This is a genomic window from Knoellia sp. Soil729 (assembly GCF_001427985.1).
GTDB lineage: Bacteria > Actinomycetota > Actinomycetes > Actinomycetales > Dermatophilaceae > Knoellia.
The window spans coordinates 86,111-105,235 of sequence record NZ_LMSA01000002.1 but is presented as its reverse complement, the minus strand read 5'-3'; the positions used below and the strand labels follow the sequence as shown (position 1 = coordinate 105,235).

Below are 19,125 nucleotides of genomic sequence, written 5' to 3'. Positions count from 1 at the left end.
CATGAGCGAGGCGGGGCACCGCAGTGAGCCGGACTCTGGGCTCGGCGCAGAGTTGGGCCGCGAGGCGTGCGTCCGGGCCTTCCTCTCCTGCGCCGAGGTCGCCTTGGGGCTCGCCCGCCGGGAGGAGGTCCGGTCCACGTGGGAGCGGGAGAGCGCCTGCGCCCGGATGACCGTGGGCGGGCTGACGCACCACCTGCTGGGCCAGCTGCGCAACTCGGCCCGGCTGTTGGCGGTGCAGGCACCTCCCGACGCGCCGGTCATCGGCCTCCTCGACCACTACGCCCGCGCGCCCTGGGTGGCCGCCTCGCGCCAGGGTGGGGTCGACGGCGAGCAGCTCGAGACCGACAACACCGGGGCCCGTCAGGGTGCGGATGCCGTCCTCGGCGAGGCGAGCGCGGCCCTGGACGCCCTGCCGCACCTCCTGGCCGAACGGCGTGACCCCGACACCGTCTTCATCCCGTGGCAGGGCTGGTCGCTGTCGACGCCGGACTTCCTCACGACCCGGATGATGGAGATGGTCGTGCACGGGGACGACCTCGCTGCCAGCGTGGGGCTCGAGACGCACGAGCACGAGCCGGTCGTGGTCGCGTCGGTCCTCCGGCTGCTCACCGGTGTCTCGCTGCAACGCCACGGCCAGGTCGCGCTCATGCGGGCGCTGAGCCGCCCTCAGCGCTCGAGCGGGGACATCTCGGCCTTCTGAGACGTGTCCGAGCGGAGCTGGATCCGTTCAGGAGGGACGTTGCCCCGCCGGCAAGGAGCAGGCCGGGGTGCCGCCCGGGAGGAGGTGCCGGTGGTTCGCCACCCAGCGGTAGGCGAGGCCGGCGATGGCGTGCACAACGGGGACCTGGACCAGGGCACCCAGGGGGCGGGCCGGCATACGTGACGCCCGAAGGGCCTGGGCGACGGCGTCCTCGCCCGAGCTCACCCGCCCGTCCGCGGAGACCCACTGCAGGGCCGCGTCGCACTCCTGCGCGGTGAGGCCCAGCGCCGCGAGGTCGGCATCCTGGTAGGCGGTGACGTCGTAGTCCTCGGGCCTGCTGCGCAGCCGGGTGGTCACCACTGTGGCCAGCCTCGTGCACACGCCGCAACCACCGTCGTAGACGAGTACTGGTCGAGCCATGGCGCCAGTCTCGCACCGACGCGCGGCCGAAAGAGGTGTTGTGAGGGCGAAACACACTTCTTACCTGGGGAGCGAAGGCGCAACGTCGGCGTAACACGAGGTGCCGCGAGGTGAAACGCCCCGATCGCAGACTCCTTGCGCATGAGCCCAACACTCCTTCCTCTCGCGGACACTCCCGTGATCGACGCATCGGCCACGGCCTTCGTCCTCGTCTGCTCCTCCCTGGTGCTGCTGATGACGCCGGGGCTGGCCCTCTTCTACGGCGGCATGACGCGCGCCAAGTCCGTCCTCAACATGATGATGATGTCGTTCGGCGCCATGGGAGTCATCGGTGTCGTCTATGTGCTGTGGGGCTACTCGATGTCCTTCGGGGGCCGCAACGTCGGCGGGCTCATCGGGAACCCCTTCGACAACTTCGGTCTGAGGGGCGTGGTCGGTGAGGCCACTGGTGCCACGCTCGACGCCGACGGCACCGCGGTGGTGGACGTCTTCGGCTCAGGGGTCTGGATCCCGGAGATCCTCTTCGTCGGGTTCCAGCTGACCTTCGCGGTCATCACCGTGGCGCTCATCAGCGGTGCGATCGCGGACCGCGTGAAGTTCTCGACCTGGCTCGTCTTCAGCGGGCTGTGGGTGACGCTCGCCTACTTCCCGATCGCCCACATGGTGTGGGGTGGCGGACTGCTCAGCGGCTCGGCCGACGGGCTCGCGGCCAAGATCTTCGGTGCCGCTGACGGTGTGGCCAAGGTTCTGCCGATCGACTTCGCCGGCGGTACCGTCGTCCACATCAACGCCGGTGTCGCGGGACTCGTGCTGGCGCTCGTCGTCGGTCGGCGTCTCGGGTTCGGCAGAACCGCCATGCGTCCGCACAACGTTCCGTTGGTCATGCTCGGGGCAGGGTTGCTGTGGTTCGGGTGGTTCGGCTTCAACGCCGGGTCGGAGCTGGCGGCAGACGGGGTTGCGAGTCTCGTCTGGGTGAACACGACCGTTGCGACCTGTGCGGCGATCCTGGGCTGGCTGGTCATCGAGAAGCTGCGTGACGGTCACGCGACCTCGGTCGGTGCGGCGTCGGGTGTCGTTGCGGGCCTCGTCGCGATCACTCCCGCCTGTGGTGCGCTGTCGCCGGTCGGCTCCATCATCCTCGGCCTCGTGGCCGGCGGCCTCGCCGCGCTCGCCGTCGGCCTGAAGTTCCGCTTCGGCTACGACGACTCCCTCGACGTCGTCGGGGTGCACCTGGTCGCCGGCCTCTGGGGGACCATCGGTGCCGGGCTGCTCGCGACCTCGGGTGGGCTCCTCTACGGTGACGGGCCACGGCAGCTCGTCGTGCAGGTCGTCATCGCGCTCGCGTCCCTTCTCTTCTCGGCAGCCGTCACCGCGGTCATCGCTCTCGCCCTGAGGGCCACGATCGGCTGGCGCATCTCCGAGGACGACGAGGTGGCCGGCATCGACCAGGCGGAGCACGCGGAGTCCGGCTACGACCTCGTCTCCCGCGGAGGGCGCCTCGGCACGAGCTCCACCCCGGCCCTGTCCCACGACGCCCGTCACCACGACGAGCTCGCCCCCGAAGGAGTTCAGGCATGAAGCTCATCACCGCCATCATCAAGCCGCACCAGCTCGACGTGGTGAAGGAGGCGCTCGAGGCCTACGGCATCTCGGGCATGACCGTCAGCGAGGCATCCGGCTACGGGCGCCAGCGCGGGCACAGCGAGGTCTATCGCGGTGCGGAGTACAACGTCGACTTCGTCCCCAAGATTCGCATCGAGGTCCTCGTGGACGACATGGATGCCTCCAGCGTCGCCGACGTCATCCTCAAGGCTGCCCAGACCGGTCGAATCGGGGACGGGAAGATCTGGACCGTCCCGGTCGAGGACGTCGTCAGGGTCCGCACCGGCGAGCACGGTTCCGAAGCCATCTGATCACTCGCCTTGTGTGCCCCAGCGCGAGCTATGGCTCGCGCTGGGGCACACAAGGCAGGTTGCGAGAGAGGGGAGTGATGGCACATGAGTGACGGCGCCGAGGTCGTGGACGTTGCGGCACGGCGGCTGGACCTGGCCGGCACGCGGGCCTTCGAGCACCCCGGCTCCGGGCAGGAGCGCCGCCAGCGGCTCGCGGACTTCAACACCCAGTGGCTGGGTGGGCTGTGGCGCGAGGCCACGCATGGCCGCCCGGTCGACGGCGTTGCCCTCGCGGCCGTCGGGAGCGTCGGCCGCGGCGACGCCGGGCCGCTGTCGGACTACGACCTCGTCCTCCTGCACTATGGCCGGACCCTGTCCGGTGACGAGGTCACCCGTCTCGCCGACCGGATCTGGTACCCGATCTGGGACGCCGGGATCCGCCTCGACCACAGCGTGAGGACGGTGAGCCAGTGCCGCCGCGTCGCCGCCGAGGACCTCACCGCAGCCGTCGGGCTGCTCGACATCTCACCCGTCGCCGGAGACGCCGAGGTCGTCACGGCGGCCCGGGCCACCGTGAGCCACGACTGGCGCGCCAACGCGCGCAAGCGGCTGCCCCAGCTGGCCGAGGCCATGGCCGTGCGCCACCGCAGGCACGGCGACCTGGCCCAGTCGATCGAACCCGACCTCAAGGAGGCCCGCGGTGGCCTGCGCGACATGAGGGTCCTCAGCGCCCTGGCCGAGGCCTGGCTGGCCGACCGGCCCCGAGGTGAGGTCGACACGGCATACGGGCTCCTGCTCGACGTGCGCGACGCGGTCCACGTCGTCACCGGCCGCGGACGCGACCGTCTCGGGCGCGAGGACCACGACGCCGTCGCGGCGCTGCTGGGCTACGACGACCCCGACGACCTGCTCGCAGACACCTCGGACGCAGGCCGCTCGATCGCCTATGCACTCGACGGGACCCTGCGCAGGGCGGGGCAGTCGCAGCGAGCGCGGGTCCTGCGCGTCGGTCCGCGTCGCCCGCAGATGGCGCCACTCGGCCACGGCCTCTTCGAGAGCGACGGCGAGGTCGTGCTCGGCTCCGGGCGGCTCCTCGACTCCGACCCGCACCTGCCACTGCGGGCAGCCGTGGCCGCGGCCCGTGCGAACCTGCCCATCGCTCCGACCACGCTCGAGAACCTCGCGACGAGGTGTCCCGACCTGCCCACCCCCTGGTCACCGCTCGCCCGCGGCCTGTTCGGCGACCTGCTCGCGTCGGGTCCGGGTCTGGTCACCGTCTGGGAGGGCCTGGACCAGCAGGGCATCATCGAGCGCTGGCTGCCGCAGTGGGCCTCGGTGCGCTCGCGACCCCAGCGCAACGCCGTGCACCGGCACACGGTCGACCGCCACCTCATCGAGACCGTCGTCCACGCGACCGGGCTGGTGCGCGGTGTGGGACGGGCGGACCTCCTGCTGCTCGCTGCCCTCCTCCACGACATCGGCAAGCTCCCCGGCTCCCACGACCACTCGGTCACCGGCGCACCCATCGCCCAGACGGTCATGCGGCGACTCGGTCACGACGAGGACGACGTCGCCGTCGTCACCTCGCTCGTGCGGGAGCACCTGACGCTCATCGAGCTCGCGACCCGGCGCGACCACGCGGACCCCCGCACGATCGAGGCCGCCCTGGCAGCGGTCGACGGTGACAGCGACCGCTTCGAGCTCTTGCTCGCCCTGACCGAGGCGGACGCCGTCGCCGCCGGACCCACGGCGTGGACAGACTGGCGGGCCGCCCTGCTGGGTCAGCTCGCCGCCGCTGTCCGCGCCCGGCTCCGCCCACCTGCACCGGCCGAGGGCGAGGCCGCACCTGCCGTCGTCCCCGACGACGTCGTGAGGACGCTGGTCTCCGGCGAACCCCACGTGCGGGTCGTGTCCCACGGAGGCTCCTACCGCGTCGACATCGCGGACCGCGACCGCCTCGGGCTTTTCGCCGACACCGCGGGGCTGCTCGCCGCCGAGGGACTGGTCGTGCGCACGGCGGTACTGAGGACGCACGACGGGATGGCGGTCAACGAGTGGCACGTCGAGAGCCCCAGCGACGCAGGGCCCGAGCAGGAACGGATCGTGCGTGGCCTGATGCGTCTCGCCACCGGCGACCGCGGGCCGCTCAGCCTCCTCGACCGCCGACGGCAGTTCGCCACGCGGCCCAGCGGCAGCTCCACGATCGGTACGCCGGGCCAGCCCCGGGCGCTGGTCGTGCCGGGTGCGAGCACCCACGCCACGGTCCTCGAGGTGCGCGCAGACGACCGCCCCGGGCTCCTCCACGAGCTCGGCATGGCCTTCGCCAAGGCCGGGGTCTCGGTGCGCTCCGCGCACATTGCGACCTATGCCGGCCAGACGCTCGACACGTTCTACGTCTCGGACTTCTCGGGCCGGCCGCTCGAACCGGCCAAGGTCGCCCAGGTCGTGGCGGCGATCATTGACACCTGTGACGGTGCGATCTGACGCGTTCCTGCGAGCCGGCACGGTGCGCGGCAAAGGCCACGGACGTGCCGCCGATCCGGCACGGCATGGTCCGCGGACGGTGAGGTTGCCGCGCACGGTGCACGCGGCATACCCAGTCGGTATGCCGTGTGGTCGCCTCTCGTGCGCGGGTGCCGGCCCGGCGCGCGCGGCCGGTTAACCTTGTGCGGTGTTCACGAGCCTCTCAGACCGCCTGACAGCGACCTTCAAGAACCTCCGCACCAAGGGGCGCTTGTCCGAGTCCGACGTCAACAAGACCGTCCGCGACATCCGGATGGCCCTGCTCGACGCCGACGTGGCCCTGCCGGTCGTCAAGGACTTCACCTCCGCCGTCCGTGATCGTGCGCTCGGGGCCGAGGTGTCGCAGGCGCTCAACCCGGCCCAGCAGGTCGTCAAGATCGTCAACGAGGAGCTCGTCGACATCCTCGGCGGGCAGACCCGCACGATCCGCTTCGCCAAGACCGGCCCGACCGTCATCATGCTCGCCGGCCTGCAGGGCGCGGGCAAGACCACGCTCGCAGGCAAGCTCGCCCGCTGGCTCAAGGAGCAGGGCCACACCCCGATTCTCGTCGCCGCGGACCTGCAGCGACCCAATGCCGTGACCCAGCTCCAGGTCGTCGGTGAGCGTGCTGGCATCCCCGTCTTCGCTCCCGAGCAGGGCAACGTCGGTGGCCACGACGCCGTCGGACCCACGGGCGAGGGCACCCGGAGCTTCGGGGACCCGGTCACGGTGTCGCGTGACGGCATACGCGAAGCCGTCACCAAGCACCACGACGTCGTCATCGTCGACACCGCCGGTCGTCTGGCGGTCGATTCCGACCTCATGCAGCAGGCCGGCGACATCCGGGCCGCGATCAACCCCGACGAGGTCCTCTTCGTCATCGACGCGATGATCGGCCAGGCCGCCGTCGAGACCGCCGAGGCGTTCCTCGAGGGCGTCGACTTCACCGGCGTCGTCCTCACCAAGCTCGACGGCGATGCCCGCGGCGGCGCCGCGCTCTCCGTCGCCGGCCTCACCGGTCGCCCCATCATGTTTGCGTCGACCGGCGAGAACGTGCGGGACTTCGAGGTCTTCCACCCCGACCGCATGGCCTCGCGCATCCTCGACATGGGTGACGTCCTCACCCTCATCGAGCAGGCCGAGAAGGCCTTCGACCGCGGCCAGGCCGCCGAGATGGAGCGCAAGTTCCTCGCGGCCGAGGACTTCACCTTCGACGACTTCCTCCAGCAGATGTCGGCGATCAAGAAGATGGGCTCGCTCAAGTCGATGCTCAAGATGATGCCGGGCATGGGCCAGATGTCGGCCCAGCTCGACGCCCTCGACGAGCGCGAGTTCGACCGGGTCGAGGCGATGGTGCGCTCCATGACGCCCTTCGAGCGCAACCACCCCAAGCAGATCAACGGCTCCCGCCGCGCCCGCATCGCCGGCGGCTCCGGTGTGACCGTGTCCGAGGTCAACCAGCTGCTCGAGCGCTTCGGCGAGGCGCAGAAGATGATGAAGCAGCTCGCCCGCGGTGGCGGCATCCCCGGCATGCCGGGCATGGGCGGTGGCGGCGGCAAGAAGGCTCGTCAGCAGCAGCAACAGGTCCGGGGCAAGAAGTCCAAGTCGGGCAACCCGGCCAAGCGCGCGGCCGACGCCCAGGCCGAGGCACAGCGTGCTTCGTCCAGGCCGGCCGGCAGCTCCTTCGGCGGCGGCGGCGCCCCCGGTGGGCTCGACCCGGCCGCGATGGACCCGTCGCAGCTCCCCAAGGGCTTCGAGAAGTTCCTGGGCAAGTGAGCGCCGCGGCCGTGGACCCCGGGCAGCTGCACACGTTGTCGGTGGGCACGGCCGGGCCACGCGTCGCCTTCCTCCACGGACTCTTCGGGCAGGGGCGCAACTGGTCGACGATCGCCAAGGCGTTGGCGGGGCCTGATGGCACGGGGGCGCGGTGCACGCTCGTCGACCTCCCGGACCACGGTCGCAGTCCGTGGTCGGCGCAGTTCTCCTACATGGCGTATGCCGTGTCCGTCGCCTCGACGTTGCGCGCCATCGACCCCGGCCCCTGGGTGGTCGTCGGGCACTCGCTCGGTGGCAAGGTCGCCATGGTGCTGGCCCTGACCGACCCGGCCCTGGTGTCACGGCTCGTCGTCGTCGACATCGCGCCCAAGAGCTACGGCAACCTCACGCGGTTCACCCGCTACATGCAGGAGATGAAGCGCCTGCCCCTGGACGAGCTGCGGGACCGGGCGGACGCCGAGGCACGCTTCGAGGAGCCGGACCCGGGCGTCAAGGCCTTCCTCCTGCAGAACCTGCGGCGCGAGGGCTCGTCCTGGCGCTGGCAGGCCAACCTCGACCTCTTCGTGGCCGACGCCGCCCGTGGGCAGGAGTCGGCCATCGCGGACTTCCCGATCGCGCCGGCAGCGGTCGAGCCGTATGCCGGGCCGGTCCTGTGGATCGCTGGGGGTGAGTCGCGCTACATCAAGGAGGGAGACGGTCCGACGATGCGTGCGTTGTTCCCGCGGGTGCGGCAGCTGACCGTCAAGGGCGCGTCGCACTGGGTGCACAGCGAGGCGCCGCAGGTGGTCATCGAGGCCCTGCGCCGGGTCCTCACCGCAACGCCAGCGTAAGCGGCTGCACAAACGACCATCGGCGCAGACGTCAGGTGGAGGGGCGTGGGAGGGGTCGCTAGGGTCGGGGCCATGACGGCACCGGTGCTGCACCTGTTGGGCGAGGTTCTGGTCGGACCCGAGGAGGTCCGGCCGCAGGCGTGGGTGGTCGGGGGGAGGCTGACCTTCGAACGGCCGACCGGCGCCGGGCACGACGTCGAGACGCTCCGGGGCTGGTTCGTCCCGGGCATGGTCGACGCCCACTGCCACGTCGGTCTGGACCATCACGGCGAGGTCGACCACGACACCACCGAGGCCCAGGCGCTCGCGGACCGAAACAACGGCACGCTGCTCATCCGCGATGCCGGGTCACCGGCCGACACGCGCTGGATCGACGAGCGCGACGACCTGCCCAAGGTCATCCGGGCGGGGCGCCACATCGCCCGGACCAAGCGCTACATCCGCAACTACGCGTGGGAGGTCGAGCCCGAGCAGCTCGTCGAGCGCGTCCGCATCGAGGCCAGGGTCGGCGACGGGTGGGTCAAGCTCGTCGGTGACTGGATCGACCGGGAGACGGGCGACCTCGAGCCCTGCTGGCCCGCCGATGTCCTCGCCGCGGCAGTCGCTGCGGCACACGAGGAGGGCGCGCGCACGACGGCCCACTGCTTCGGCCCGGACTCCCTGCGCGACTTCGCGGCCGCCGGCACCGACTGCATCGAGCACGCCACCGGCCTCGAGCCGGACACGATCGAGTCCTTCGCCGCGCAGGGGATCGCGATCGTCCCGACGCTGGTCAACATCGCGACGTTCCCGGCCATCGCCGAGCCGGCCAAGGAGAAGTTCCCCGACTACCACCGGCGCATGCTCGACCTGCACGCACGACGCTACGAGACGTTCGGCGCGGCGCGAGAGGCCGGCATACCCATCTATCTCGGGACCGACGCGGGAGGCTCGATCGCCCACGGACTGGCCGCAGAAGAGGCCGTCGAGCTCGCGAAGATCGGCTTCAGCCACACCGAAGCCCTCGCTGCGGCCACCTGGGCAGCTCGCGCCTGGCTGGGCCGGCCCGGGCTCGAGGAGGGCTCCGACGCCGACCTGCTCGTTCTGGACCGTGACCCCCGGCAGGACATCACCGCTCTCGGCGAGCCCACGGCGATCGTGCTGCGCGGTGTGACCTACTGACTCACACGGCGTCCGCGGCCAGGTCCCGCTCGTCCTCGTGCGCGCCGGCCGGCACGAGGGCCTCGTCCCGGCGGTGCTCGGAGACCGACCAGGTGATGGCGGCGACCCACGCCACCGCGACGACGAGGTAGGTCCCGGCCTTCACCGCGTCGCCGGCGTCCACCCAGGAGGAGCCGAGCAGGGTGCGGATGTTGGTGAGGACGATGAGCCCCCCGACGGCGGACCCGAGGACACGGGGTGGAAGGTGGCGCACCAGCCACGCCGCGATCGGGGCAGCGATGAGCCCGCCGCCGAGCAGCGCCAGCACCCAGCCGAGATCGATGCCCTGGGACCCCAGGGAGAGGAGGAAGCCCAGGCTCGCGGCGACCGAGACGAGGAACTCACTCGTGTCGATCGAACCGATGGTCTTGCGGGGCTCGAGTCGCCCGGAGGCGAGCAGGGCAGGCGTTCCCACGGGACCCCAGCCTCCGCCGCCGGTCGCGTCGACGAAGCCGGCGAACAGGCCCAGCGGTGCGAGGAAGCGTGACCGGAGCGGCTGCCCGAGACGGTCGGTGCGCAACCCTCGCAGGGTGAAGCGCACGAGGATGTAGACGCCGAGCGTGACGAGGATCAGGGCCATGAGGGGCTTGGCCACGGTGGTGTCGAGCGAGGCGAGCGCGGTCGCTCCGAGGAAGGCACCGACCGCTCCGGGGATTCCGATGCGCAGCACGACACCCCAGTCGACGTTGCCGAAGCGCCAGTGCGCCGTCCCGGACGCCAGGGTCGTGCCGATCTCGGCGAGGTGCACGGTGGCCGAGGCCGCGGCCGGGTTGGTGCCGATGACGAGCAGCAGGCTCGTCGTGGTCACGCCGTAGGCCATGCCCAGGCTCCCGTCGACGAGCTGGGCGACGAGGCCGACGATGGCCAACAGGGTGAGCTTGCGCAAGGGGGACTCCCGAGATCGACGGACTGTGGTCTCTTCGGGAGGAGTCTCACTCGTGTTGACATTATGGAACAAGTAACAAGGGGTTATGTCCCACATGGTGGTCCCCACGGGTGGGTGGATCACGTTCGGGTGCACGCCCTGAGTGGGAGAGAATGCGGCGTGGACATCTCGGCGCGCACGGACCGCACATGACGCACGCCCGCGAACGCTGCACCCTTCCCGTCGACGTCCACCCGACCGACAACGACCCGGACGACTTCGGTCCCGGGATCGACCCCGACGACCTGGCCACCGTGCTGCGGGTCCTCGAGTGCCTGCCCCGGCTCGAGGCCGGACACCCCGACCTCCAGACGGTCAAGCGCGCCACCGGGCGCATGTACAAGCAGGTCCGCAAGACCCGCCGCCGCGAGGCCAAGCAGCCCCAGGTCGACCACGACGAGGCGATCCTCGCCAGCACCGCCACCGGTTCGCCCATGCGCATCGACGACGAGACCAAGGGGATCCTCCTCGAGGTCCCCGCGGCGGGCACCACGGTGGGTGAGCTGGTCGAGCCGCGCGGCTGCTACATCTGCAAGGACGACTACACGCTCGTCGACGCGTTCTACCACTGGCTGTGCCCACGCTGCGCCGCCAAGAGCCATGCCAAGCGCAACCAGCGCGTCGACCTCACCGGCAAGCGCGCCCTGCTCACCGGCGGGCGAGCCAAGATCGGCATGTACATCGCGCTCATGCTCCTGCGCGACGGTGCCCACCTCACGATCACCACGCGCTTTCCCCACGACGCCGCCCGCCGCTTCGCCGCGCAGGAGGACTCGCACGAGTGGGTCGACCGCCTCAAGGTCGTGGGCATCGACCTGCGCGACCCCACGCAGGTCGTCGCCCTCGCCGACGAGGTCGCTGCCGCAGGGCCTCTCGACATCCTCATCAACAACGCGGCCCAGACGGTGCGCCGTTCGCCGGGGTCCTACTCGCACCTCGTCGACGGCGAGCAGGTGCCGCTGGACTCCACCGTGCGCTACCCCGAGCTCGTGACGTTCGACCGCATCAGCGAGGCGCACCCGGCGAACCTGCTCGGAACTCTCACGAGCAACAAGGTCGCTCACCACGAGGGGGAGTCGCAGGAGGAGGCCGCCCGTGCCCTTGCCCAGCGCACCGCGGCCTCGATTTCCGAGATGGCCCTCACGGCGGGCAATGCCAGCCTCGAGGCGCACCTCGCCGGCACCGCCGTCGACGCCGGTGGGCTGCTGCCCGACACCCAGCGCAACAACAGCTGGACCCGGGTCGTCGACGAGGTCGACCCGCTCGAGCTCCTCGAGGTGCAGCTCTGCAACTCGACGGCGCCCTTCATCCTCATCTCACGACTGCGCCCGTCGATGCGAGCAGCGGTGCAGGCAGGGGCTCGTCGCGCCTACGTCGTCAACGTCTCGGCCATGGAGGGACAGTTCTCCCGCAGGTACAAGGGCGCCGGCCACCCGCACACCAACATGGCCAAGGCCGCGCTCAACATGCTCACCCGCACCAGCTCGGGGGAGATGTTCGAGACCGACCGCATCCTCATGACCGCGGTCGACACCGGCTGGATCACCGACGAGCGTCCCCATCACGAGAAGCTGCGCATCGCCGCCGAGGGGTGGCACGCACCGCTCGACCTCGTCGACGGCGCCGCCCGCGTCTATGACCCGATCGTGCGAGGCGAGGCCGGCGAGGACCTCTACGGAGCCTTCGTCAAGGACTACGAACCCAGTCCTTGGTGACAGGACGAGGTATGCCGCGTGGACGCCTTCGCTGAGTGGGTCCGGTCCGAGTTCGGCTTGGGGACAGGCACGATCACGTCGCGGGTCGGGGGACGTGGCGCCGACGGCGACGTTTGGCACCTGTCGGTCGCGGGGCGGGACTTCGCGGTCAAGCGGCCCTTCCGGGCGCTCGACGCGGCGGCCGTTCGGCGGGAGGCTGCGCTCCTGCACCAGCTCGCCATGCAGGGCGTGGAGGTGCCCACGCACGTCGCCACCTCGGACGGCCACCTCGTCAGGGACGTCCCCGCCGAGCTGGGCGGTGGCAGCGCGCGCGTGAGCCACTGGGTCGCCGGGACGCCGGTCACCGACCGTACCTCCGAGGTGGCCGGCGAGCTGGGCACCCTTGTCGCACAGCTACACCGCGCCGGTCCGACGACGGTCGAGCCGCCGAGGGACTGGCACTCCACGATGCCTTCGGCGCAGGCCTGGGCCGAGCTCGTGCAGAGGTCACACGGGCAGGCGTGGCACGGAGCGCTCGCGGCCCGACTGGGTGACCTCACGGCATACGCCGAGGTCGTGCGGCGGGCCGGCCGGCCTGCAGGTCCCTTCGTCCTCGGCCACTGCGACCTGCATCCCGACAACGTGGTCCTCGGCCCGGATGGCAGCCTGCGTGCCCTCGACTGGGAGGACTGCGGGCCACTGCAGCCCTCGCGCGAGCTGGCCAAGACGCTCGTGCAGTGGCACGTGCTCGGCGACGACGTCGACGAGGGCGCCGTTGCCGTGACCACGAGGGCCTACCGCGCCGCGGCCGGTCCGGGAGTGGTCGCCGGCGTCGAGGACTTCGCCATGGTGCTGTGCGCCGAGACCAACTTCCTCGCCAGCCAGATCCGTCTTGCGCTCGACACGAGCGCCTTGCCCGCGAGGCGCGAACAGGCTCGCGGGGAGGTCAGGGAGGCGGTCGCGGACTACCTGCCCACGATGGCCGCGCTCGCGCGGGTGCTGCGCGCCGCGAGCAGGGCATAGCCGACCACCGACACGAGTGCGATGACGCCCGCCATGACGAAGGACGGAGTGGCCACGGCCCAGTCGACCGCGTCCGGGTCGATGACCTTGCCACCGGACGTGCAGACGGTCGGGCCGTCCGAGGACCCGGAGCACGACAGCTGCGAGGGCCCGGCACTGGCCAAGGTCCAGCCGAGCCAGGCGACACCCACCGACAGCGCCACCCCCAGCCCTGCCAGGGCGGGCCACCAGCCCGGTCGCTGCACGGTCCGCACGATCGAGAGGACGAGCAGACCCACCGCCACGGGCAGGACGAAGATGCCGATCGAGAACATCCCCATGAAGGTGAGGACCCAGGCGAGACCGGTGAGCGTCCACAGGCCGAGGAGCAGCGGCATGGCACTCATCGTCCTCGCGGTGACGCACACTCGCAAGGGTGGGCGCGGGTCCCACGCTCGGCGTGGGCCGGCATACGCCGCCGGCTCTTCCCGGTATGCCGGGGAGCCGCGTCCGCCGGTTCGGCGCACCGCGCGCGGTCTGGCAGAATGGTCCGCTGTACACCTTCTGGCTGGCGCTGATGTCGGCTGGATGCCTACCCCGGGCCGTTCGGTACCCCGCGTGTTTGCTCCCGCGGTCTGGCCGTGCCCACAACTGAAAGCGAGACCACACACGTGGCCGTCAAGATCCGTCTCAAGCGTATGGGCAAGATCCGTACCGCCATCTACCGCGTCGTCGTCATGGACTCGCGCACCAAGCGCGATGGCCGGGCCATCGAGGAGATCGGCAAGTACGACCCCAACCAGGAGCCGTCGCTCATCGAGATCGACATGGAGCGCGCCAATCACTGGCGCTCCAAGGGTGCTCAGCCGACCGAGGCCGTCGCCGCTCTCCTGAAGATCATGGACGAGGGCACCCTCAAGGTCGCCGAGCCCAAGGCCAACAAGAAGGACCTCTACGAGGCCGCTCTTGCCGCCGCCGGCAAGTCCGGGGGCGATGACGCCTCGGGCGCCACCACCGCCAAGAAGAAGGCGGCCAAGAAGGCTGACGCCCCCAAGGACGAGGCCCCCAAGGCCGACGCCCCCAAGGCTGAGGACACGGCCGAGGAGACCGCTCCGGCGGCCGACACCGACTCCAGCGCCGCGACCACCGAGCACGCGCAGGAGCCCGCAGAGGGCGCCGACACCGCTGCGGCCACCGAGAGCACCGACGCCGCCGCAGGCGACGACGCCAAGGCTGGGTCCTGACCATGCTCGAGGAGGCGCTGGAGCACCTCGTCACCGGGATCGTCGACCACAAGGACGACGTCGCGGTGCAGCGCAAGGAGCTCCGTCGCGGCGAGATCATCGAGGTCCGGGTCCACCCCGACGACCTCGGTCGCGTCATCGGCCGCTCCGGCCGCACCGCCAGTGCCCTGCGCACGGTGCTGACCGCCCTCTCCGGTGGTCGCCCCGTGCGGATCGACATCGTCGACACCGACCGGGTGCGCTGAGCGCAGCAGCAGCACAGCCGTCGGGCATCGAACGCGCCGTCCCTCGTGGGGCGGCGCGTTCGTCTGCCCGGCCCCTGAGAGGATCTGTCCCATGGCTCGCACCACCGACTCGCTCCTCGTTGCCCGCATCGGCAAGCCCCATGGGCTGCGCGGTGAGGTGACGGTCCAGACGCACACCGACGACCCCGAGAGCCGCTACGCCCCGGGCACCCTCTTCGAGACCGAGGCGCAGCCCGGCACCGGCGTCCCGAGGCAGCTCACCCTGTCCACCGCGCGCAAGCACCGCGAGGTCTGGCTGCTCGGGTTCGCCGAGATCCCGGACCGCACGGGGGCCGAGTCGTTGCGCGGCACCCGCCTGTTCCTCGACCTCGACACCGTGGAGGAGGACGCGGACGCCGATGACGACGGCTGGTACGAGCACGACCTCGTGGGGCTGAGCGTCCGGGACCCCGACGGCGCTGTCCTCGGGGAGGTCACCGGCCTCGTGGTGGGGGCCGTGCAGGACCTGCTGGAGGTGCGCCTGAGCGACGGCCGCGAGGCGCTGGTCCCGTTCGTCGAGGCGATCGTCACCGAGGTCGACACCGAGGCAGGTCACGTCGTGGTCGACGCACCCGCCGGCCTGTTCGACCTCGACGAGACCTGAGAGCGGCAGCACGCATGAGACTCGACGTCGTCACGATCTTCCCCGAGTACCTCGCGCCCCTCGACCTCTCCCTCATCGGCAAGGCCCGCCGCGAGGGTCTGCTCGAGCTTCACGTGCACGACCTGCGGGACTTCGCGCACGACAGGCACCGCACGGTCGACGACAGCCCCTACGGCGGGGGAGCGGGCATGGTCATGAAGCCGGGCCCCTGGGCAGAGGCGCTGGACCACGTTGCCGCGCAGCGCAGTGCGGCCGTGCCGACTCTCGTCATCCCTGGTCCCGGTGGCGAGCCCTTCACGCAGCAGGTCGCGCGCGAGCTCGCCGACGAACCCTGGCTCGCCTTCGCCTGCGGGCGCTACGAGGGCATCGACGAGCGCGTCTACGAGTGGGCCGGCGAGCGGATGCCCGTGCGTGTCCTGTCCCTCGGCGACTATGTCCTCAACGGTGGCGAGGTCGCGGTCCTCGCCATGGTCGAGGCCGTGGCACGCCTCCTGCCGGGAGTTCTCGGCAACGCCGAGTCCCTCGTCGAGGAGTCGCACGAGGACGGCCTCCTCGAGTACCCCGTCTACACCAAGCCTGCCGAGTGGGAGGGGCGCGCCGTGCCCGAGGTCCTCCTCAGCGGCAACCACCGGGCCATCGCGGCGTGGCGTCACGAGCAGCGGGTCCAGCGCACCGCCGAGCGCCGCCCCGACCTCCTGCCACCGACCGCTGCGGCGTCGGCGTTGAGCCAGCTCGAGGAGCGGGTGGCGACGCCGGCGGACGCCCCGGACCTCCAGGTGCTCACGCGCGCCTGCTGGGCGCCGGAGTTCGCGCGTTACGGCATGTTCGGCGCAGGCGAGGAGGACCTCGAGACGGTGCGCGACGGCATACAGGAATGGGACACCCGGGTCTGGCGCAAGGACGGGCAGCTGCTCGCCTCACTGCGGGTCCGGCGCCACCCCACGCAGGAGGCGACGTGGCAGATCGGCCGCCTCATGATCGCGCCCTATCTCCAGGGACGTGGGCTCGGACGGGAGCTGCTCGCGTATGCCGAGTCGCTGGCCTCCGAGGACGTGCGCACCTACTGGCTCAACACCGGTGCGAAGAGCACGGAGAACCTGCGCATGTACAAGAAGGCCGGCTACCGCATCCGCCCCGGCGAGGGTGAGTTCCCCGGAACGGTCGACCTCACCAAGCGCAGGGCGGCGACCGGCGCGCCGGAATGACCACACCGCGCGGGCGTGCACGAAACGGCTCACGAACCTCACGGTGGCTCGCGAGCCTGAACGACCCGGTCTGCGAGTGACGTCAGGGTTCGTGAACCGCCTGGTGCGGCCTGCCGAGCCCGGCTAGGGGCGCAGGCGGGCGTGCAGGTCCTCGGGCAGCAGCCGCGCTGAGCGGATGAGTCGGCCCGCCACCACTGCGGTCGTGGTCTGGGCGGCCATGATCCCCAGTAGCACGAGCACCTGGGCAGCGGCGGCCTGGGCGGGCGAGCCGCCACCGAGCAGCACGCCGATGAAGGCTCCGGGAAGCGTCACGACGCCAGCGGTCCGGACCTGGTCGAGCCCCGGGATGAGGGCCTCGGGCAGGCGCCGGTGCACGATCTCGTCGATGGACTGTGCCCTCGTCAGCCCGATGGACAACCCCGCGTCGTACTGGGCCGTCTCCTCACGCAGCGCCGCGAACGCGCGACGCCCCACCAGCGTGTGGCCGTTCATCGTGTTGCCCAGGACGATGCCGACGACGGGGATGAGGGCGATGCCCTCGAGCGGCACGGTCCGCGTTCCCAGGATGATCGCCACGACCGGCAGCAGCCCGGCGAGCATGGCCGCCGTCGCCCACGGCCATGCCGGCTCGGCCTCGACCCGTCGCGTCGTCGTGAACACCGCGACGGCGAACATGAAGCAGAGCAGCAGCACCGAGAGCAGCAGGTTCTGGGCCACGGCGGCGATGACCAGGGCCGCCACCCCGAGCTGGAGGACCGCCCGCCCGGCCGCGACGAGGGTGGAGCCGGCGTGCGGGAGCCGCCCCACGGCATACATGACCAACGTCAGTGCGAGGAGCGCAACGCACGCCAGGCCGACCGGCCACCCGGGATCGATGCTCACGGGGCACACCGTATGCCGCGCGCCGACCGAGCGGCTGTCGGCGCGCCTTGGCATGCTGGGAGCCATGACAGGGGAGTGGTGGCCGGCGATCCTCGCCTTCGTCGGGGCAGCGGTCGGTTCGGGGGCGAGCTTCTACGCCGCGCGACGCGACACCCAGGCGCAGGCGAGTGCGGCGGCCGACGATCTCCACCAGCGTGAGCGCGCCAGTGCCCGCGAGGAGTGGGGGCGACGTTTCACCGCGGCCCTGGCCGACCTCAACTCGGACGACTCGTTCCGCCGCCGCCAGTTCGGCCGCATCGTGCTCGCGGCGCTGGTCGACAGCGATCTCACCTCGCCGGAGGACCGCCAGCTCCTGGAGGACGTCCTGCTCGCGCACGCCCGGTTCGACCAGGAGGGTGACGAGGTCGGCCTCGGCGCCCAGGGAATGGCCGTGGACGACGTCCGGGTTGTGGAGGATGATGGAGATGAGGCAGCGAGAGGAGCCGCACATGACTGAGCGCATCGTCAAGGTCACCCGTGACCAGATCGAGTCCGCCAAGCTGCTCATCCGGCTGCGCGGTGGCGAGGACAAGGTCGACCCCGACATCGTCCTCATCGCCAACGCCCGGCGTCGAACCCGCCCGAACCCGACGGAGTCGGCGACTCCCTAGCCGCCACGGCGCACGCCCGATTTCTCCGTATGCCGGGTGCTCTGGCAAACTTGCTCCTTGCGTCCGTCGATTCACGCCCCTGCCACAGGGGGAGTGCGGAGCGTGCGGGCCCCGGCCCGGCAGCTTCCGCATGAGGCACGACGTCGCACCACCATTCATTGCAGCACCAGCACCTGTGGGTGACCTGTGGCACCGCACGAGAAAGCGAACCAGTCATGCAGCGTTTCGACGAGATCGACAAGGCCTCCCTGCGGGAGGACATCCCGGCCTTCCGCGCCGGCGACACCGTCAACGTCCACGTCAAGGTCATCGAGGGCACGCGCTCGCGTGTCCAGGTCTTCAAGGGCATCGTCATCCGTCGCCACGGTGGCGGCCTCGGCGAGACCTTCACGGTTCGCAAGGTCTCCTTCGGCGTCGGTGTCGAGCGCACCTTCCCGCTCCACACGCCGGTCATCGACCACATCGAGCTCGTGACCCGCGGTGACGTCCGTCGCGCCAAGCTCTACTACCTGCGCGACCTGCGCGGCAAGGCTGCCAAGATCAAGGAGAAGCGCGAGACCCCCGCGAGCTGACTTCGCCAAGGTCCCCTCACGCTGCACCTTCTCGAGCTCGGCGACTAGCATCATCTCGATGACCTCGCCGGCCCCACACGACACCGACCCGGTCCCCGCCACCACGGCAGGGGCCGGGTCGAGTCATGCGTACCGCCTTCCGGTGATGCTCGGTGCCGGTGTCCTGGCGGTCATGCTCGTGCGGGCGTTCCTCCTGCAGCCGTATGCCGTGGCGAGCGACTCGATGTCGCCCACCTTCGAAGCCGGCCAGCGTGTCCTCATCGCCAAGGTCGGCACGCCTTCCGTGGGGGACGTCGTCGTCGCGGACGTCACCCACGCGTGGCCCGGGCCGGACCGTTCGACGCACACCGACGACGGCGTCATCGGACGGACCCTGGGTGCGGCCGCCGGGGCCCTGGGCATCGACCTCGGCGAGCGCTCGGTGCTGGCTCGCGTCGTCGCCGGCGAGGGCGACGAGGTGGTCTGCTGCGACGGGGGGCACGTCGCGGTCAATGGCACGTCGGTGGGGCCGCGGCTCGCCGACAATGCGGCGCCGTTTCGGATTCGGGTGCCGACGGGTCGATACTTCCTCCTCAGTGACAGTGCCTCCGACGCGATGGACTCGCGTACCCACGTGGGGGCCGGGTCGCTCAGCACCGACGGGACCGTCCCCGAGGACGCCCTCATCGGGACCGTCGTCACGCGCATCTGGCCGCTCGGCGAGATGGGTTCCCCTGCCACACCGACCACCACCCAGCCCTGA

At 71.1% G+C, this 19,125-nt stretch carries 21 protein-coding genes; 17 read left to right on the top strand and 4 right to left on the bottom strand.

The genetic code is table 11. From position 1 onward, the window contains the following. Position 1 precedes the first annotated feature (1 nt). Positions 2-700, top strand: a complete 699-nt coding sequence (locus ASG74_RS05410) for a maleylpyruvate isomerase N-terminal domain-containing protein (RefSeq protein ID WP_056139888.1) — start codon at positions 2-4, stop codon at positions 698-700. A gap of 27 nt (positions 701-727) precedes the next feature. Here ASG74_RS05410 and ASG74_RS05405 read toward each other — a convergent pair whose 3' ends face one another. Further along, a complete protein-coding gene (locus ASG74_RS05405; RefSeq protein WP_056139885.1) occupies positions 728-1,120 on the bottom strand; it encodes a thiol-disulfide oxidoreductase DCC family protein in 393 nt (130 codons plus the stop codon). 141 nt (positions 1,121-1,261) lie between these two features. On the opposite strand from ASG74_RS05405, the gene ASG74_RS05400 reads away from it, so the two are divergent. The 6 genes from ASG74_RS05400 to ASG74_RS05375 all read left to right on the top strand — a co-directional run bounded on the left by ASG74_RS05400 (position 1,262) and on the right by ASG74_RS05375 (position 9,282). Beyond that, entirely contained in the window at positions 1,262-2,698 is a 1,437-nt protein-coding gene (locus ASG74_RS05400) for an ammonium transporter (RefSeq protein ID WP_056139882.1), read from the top strand. Beyond that, positions 2,695-3,033 carry a P-II family nitrogen regulator gene (locus ASG74_RS05395; RefSeq protein WP_056139877.1) on the top strand — a complete coding sequence of 113 codons (339 nt, stop codon included), beginning with the start codon at positions 2,695-2,697 and terminating at the stop codon, positions 3,031-3,033. The genes ASG74_RS05400 and ASG74_RS05395 overlap by 4 nt, the downstream gene beginning before the upstream one ends. An 84-nt stretch (positions 3,034-3,117) precedes the next feature. Continuing rightward, complete coding sequence (locus ASG74_RS05390) at positions 3,118-5,496, top strand: [protein-PII] uridylyltransferase (RefSeq protein ID WP_056139875.1); 2,379 nt, start codon at positions 3,118-3,120, stop codon at positions 5,494-5,496. A gap of 187 nt (positions 5,497-5,683) precedes the next feature. Further along, a complete protein-coding gene (gene ffh, locus ASG74_RS05385) occupies positions 5,684-7,291 on the top strand; it encodes a signal recognition particle protein (protein WP_056139872.1) in 1,608 nt (535 codons plus the stop codon). Beyond that, positions 7,288-8,121: an alpha/beta fold hydrolase gene (locus ASG74_RS05380; protein WP_056139868.1), complete on the top strand. Its 834-nt coding sequence runs from the start codon at positions 7,288-7,290 to the stop codon at positions 8,119-8,121. Before ffh ends, ASG74_RS05380 begins: the two co-directional genes overlap by 4 nt. Before the next feature lie 72 nt (positions 8,122-8,193). Continuing rightward, positions 8,194-9,282, top strand: coding sequence for an amidohydrolase family protein (locus ASG74_RS05375; protein ID WP_056139865.1), 1,089 nt, complete (start codon positions 8,194-8,196; stop codon positions 9,280-9,282). A gap of 1 nt (position 9,283) precedes the next feature. On the opposite strand, the gene ASG74_RS05370 is transcribed toward ASG74_RS05375, so the two are convergent. After that, positions 9,284-10,207, bottom strand: a complete 924-nt coding sequence (locus ASG74_RS05370) for a sulfite exporter TauE/SafE family protein (RefSeq protein WP_056139863.1) — start codon at positions 10,205-10,207, stop codon at positions 9,284-9,286. Between the two features lie 188 nt (positions 10,208-10,395). On the opposite strand from ASG74_RS05370, the gene ASG74_RS05365 reads away from it, so the two are divergent. Together ASG74_RS05365 and ASG74_RS05360 are read left to right on the top strand one after the other, a co-directional pair. After that, on the top strand, positions 10,396-11,961 hold the full coding sequence (locus ASG74_RS05365; RefSeq protein ID WP_235498831.1) for an SDR family NAD(P)-dependent oxidoreductase: 1,566 nt from the start codon (positions 10,396-10,398) through the stop codon (positions 11,959-11,961). 18 nt (positions 11,962-11,979) lie between these two features. Then, positions 11,980-12,963, top strand: a complete 984-nt coding sequence (locus ASG74_RS05360; protein ID WP_056139860.1) for a phosphotransferase enzyme family protein — start codon at positions 11,980-11,982, stop codon at positions 12,961-12,963. On the opposite strand, the gene ASG74_RS05355 is transcribed toward ASG74_RS05360, so the two are convergent. Then, complete coding sequence (locus ASG74_RS05355) at positions 12,906-13,340, bottom strand: hypothetical protein (protein WP_056139857.1); 435 nt, start codon at positions 13,338-13,340, stop codon at positions 12,906-12,908. The two genes, ASG74_RS05360 and ASG74_RS05355, sit on opposite strands and share 58 nt — an antisense overlap. Before the next feature lie 243 nt (positions 13,341-13,583). Here ASG74_RS05355 and rpsP point away from each other — a divergent pair, with 243 nt between their 5' ends. From rpsP to trmD, 4 genes are all read left to right on the top strand, one after another. Continuing rightward, positions 13,584-14,186, top strand: coding sequence for a 30S ribosomal protein S16 (rpsP, locus tag ASG74_RS05350; RefSeq protein WP_442910079.1), 603 nt, complete (start codon positions 13,584-13,586; stop codon positions 14,184-14,186). A gap of 2 nt (positions 14,187-14,188) precedes the next feature. After that, positions 14,189-14,431 carry an RNA-binding protein gene (locus ASG74_RS05345; RefSeq protein ID WP_056139850.1) on the top strand — a complete coding sequence of 81 codons (243 nt, stop codon included), beginning with the start codon at positions 14,189-14,191 and terminating at the stop codon, positions 14,429-14,431. Positions 14,432-14,522: 91 nt separating this feature from the next. Then, on the top strand, positions 14,523-15,074 hold the full coding sequence (gene rimM / locus ASG74_RS05340; RefSeq protein ID WP_056139847.1) for a ribosome maturation factor RimM: 552 nt from the start codon (positions 14,523-14,525) through the stop codon (positions 15,072-15,074). A gap of 14 nt (positions 15,075-15,088) precedes the next feature. Next, positions 15,089-16,279 (top strand): tRNA (guanosine(37)-N1)-methyltransferase TrmD, encoded by a 1,191-nt coding sequence (gene trmD, locus ASG74_RS05335; RefSeq protein WP_056139842.1) that lies wholly within the window; start codon positions 15,089-15,091, stop codon positions 16,277-16,279. 123 nt (positions 16,280-16,402) lie between these two features. Here the strand turns inward: trmD and ASG74_RS05330 are convergent, their stop codons facing one another. Continuing rightward, positions 16,403-17,161 carry an ABC transporter permease gene (locus ASG74_RS05330; protein WP_056139839.1) on the bottom strand — a complete coding sequence of 253 codons (759 nt, stop codon included), beginning with the start codon at positions 17,159-17,161 and terminating at the stop codon, positions 16,403-16,405. 64 nt (positions 17,162-17,225) lie between these two features. Between ASG74_RS05330 and ASG74_RS05325 the strand changes: the two genes are divergently transcribed. The 4 genes from ASG74_RS05325 to lepB all read left to right on the top strand — a co-directional run bounded on the left by ASG74_RS05325 (position 17,226) and on the right by lepB (position 19,125). Next, complete coding sequence (locus tag ASG74_RS05325; protein ID WP_156465295.1) at positions 17,226-17,657, top strand: hypothetical protein; 432 nt, start codon at positions 17,226-17,228, stop codon at positions 17,655-17,657. Continuing rightward, on the top strand, positions 17,650-17,811 hold the full coding sequence (locus ASG74_RS17110; protein WP_156465294.1) for a hypothetical protein: 162 nt from the start codon (positions 17,650-17,652) through the stop codon (positions 17,809-17,811). Before ASG74_RS05325 ends, ASG74_RS17110 begins: the two co-directional genes overlap by 8 nt. Before the next feature lie 215 nt (positions 17,812-18,026). Further along, a complete protein-coding gene (gene rplS / locus ASG74_RS05320; RefSeq protein ID WP_056139832.1) occupies positions 18,027-18,383 on the top strand; it encodes a 50S ribosomal protein L19 in 357 nt (118 codons plus the stop codon). A gap of 58 nt (positions 18,384-18,441) precedes the next feature. Beyond that, positions 18,442-19,125: a signal peptidase I gene (lepB, locus tag ASG74_RS05315; RefSeq protein WP_056139829.1), complete on the top strand. Its 684-nt coding sequence runs from the start codon at positions 18,442-18,444 to the stop codon at positions 19,123-19,125.

Coding starts and splice junctions, on each gene's coding strand:
- ASG74_RS05410 (WP_056139888.1), top strand. CDS start 2: ATGAGCGAGGCGGGGCACCGCAGTGAGCCGGACTCTGGGCTCGGCGCA.
- ASG74_RS05405 (WP_056139885.1), bottom strand. CDS start 1,120: ATGGCTCGACCAGTACTCGTCTACGACGGTGGTTGCGGCGTGTGCACG.
- ASG74_RS05400 (WP_056139882.1), top strand. CDS start 1,262: ATGAGCCCAACACTCCTTCCTCTCGCGGACACTCCCGTGATCGACGCA.
- ASG74_RS05395 (WP_056139877.1), top strand. CDS start 2,695: ATGAAGCTCATCACCGCCATCATCAAGCCGCACCAGCTCGACGTGGTG.
- ASG74_RS05390 (WP_056139875.1), top strand. CDS start 3,118: ATGAGTGACGGCGCCGAGGTCGTGGACGTTGCGGCACGGCGGCTGGAC.
- ASG74_RS05375 (WP_056139865.1), top strand. CDS start 8,194: ATGACGGCACCGGTGCTGCACCTGTTGGGCGAGGTTCTGGTCGGACCC.
- ASG74_RS05365 (WP_235498831.1), top strand. CDS start 10,396: ATGACGCACGCCCGCGAACGCTGCACCCTTCCCGTCGACGTCCACCCG.
- ASG74_RS05355 (WP_056139857.1), bottom strand. CDS start 13,340: ATGCCGCTGCTCCTCGGCCTGTGGACGCTCACCGGTCTCGCCTGGGTC.
- ASG74_RS05345 (WP_056139850.1), top strand. CDS start 14,189: ATGCTCGAGGAGGCGCTGGAGCACCTCGTCACCGGGATCGTCGACCAC.
- rimM (WP_056139847.1), top strand. CDS start 14,523: ATGGCTCGCACCACCGACTCGCTCCTCGTTGCCCGCATCGGCAAGCCC.
- trmD (WP_056139842.1), top strand. CDS start 15,089: ATGAGACTCGACGTCGTCACGATCTTCCCCGAGTACCTCGCGCCCCTC.
- ASG74_RS05325 (WP_156465295.1), top strand. CDS start 17,226: ATGACAGGGGAGTGGTGGCCGGCGATCCTCGCCTTCGTCGGGGCAGCG.
- ASG74_RS17110 (WP_156465294.1), top strand. CDS start 17,650: ATGACTGAGCGCATCGTCAAGGTCACCCGTGACCAGATCGAGTCCGCC.
- rplS (WP_056139832.1), top strand. CDS start 18,027: ATGCAGCGTTTCGACGAGATCGACAAGGCCTCCCTGCGGGAGGACATC.
- lepB (WP_056139829.1), top strand. CDS start 18,442: ATGACCTCGCCGGCCCCACACGACACCGACCCGGTCCCCGCCACCACG.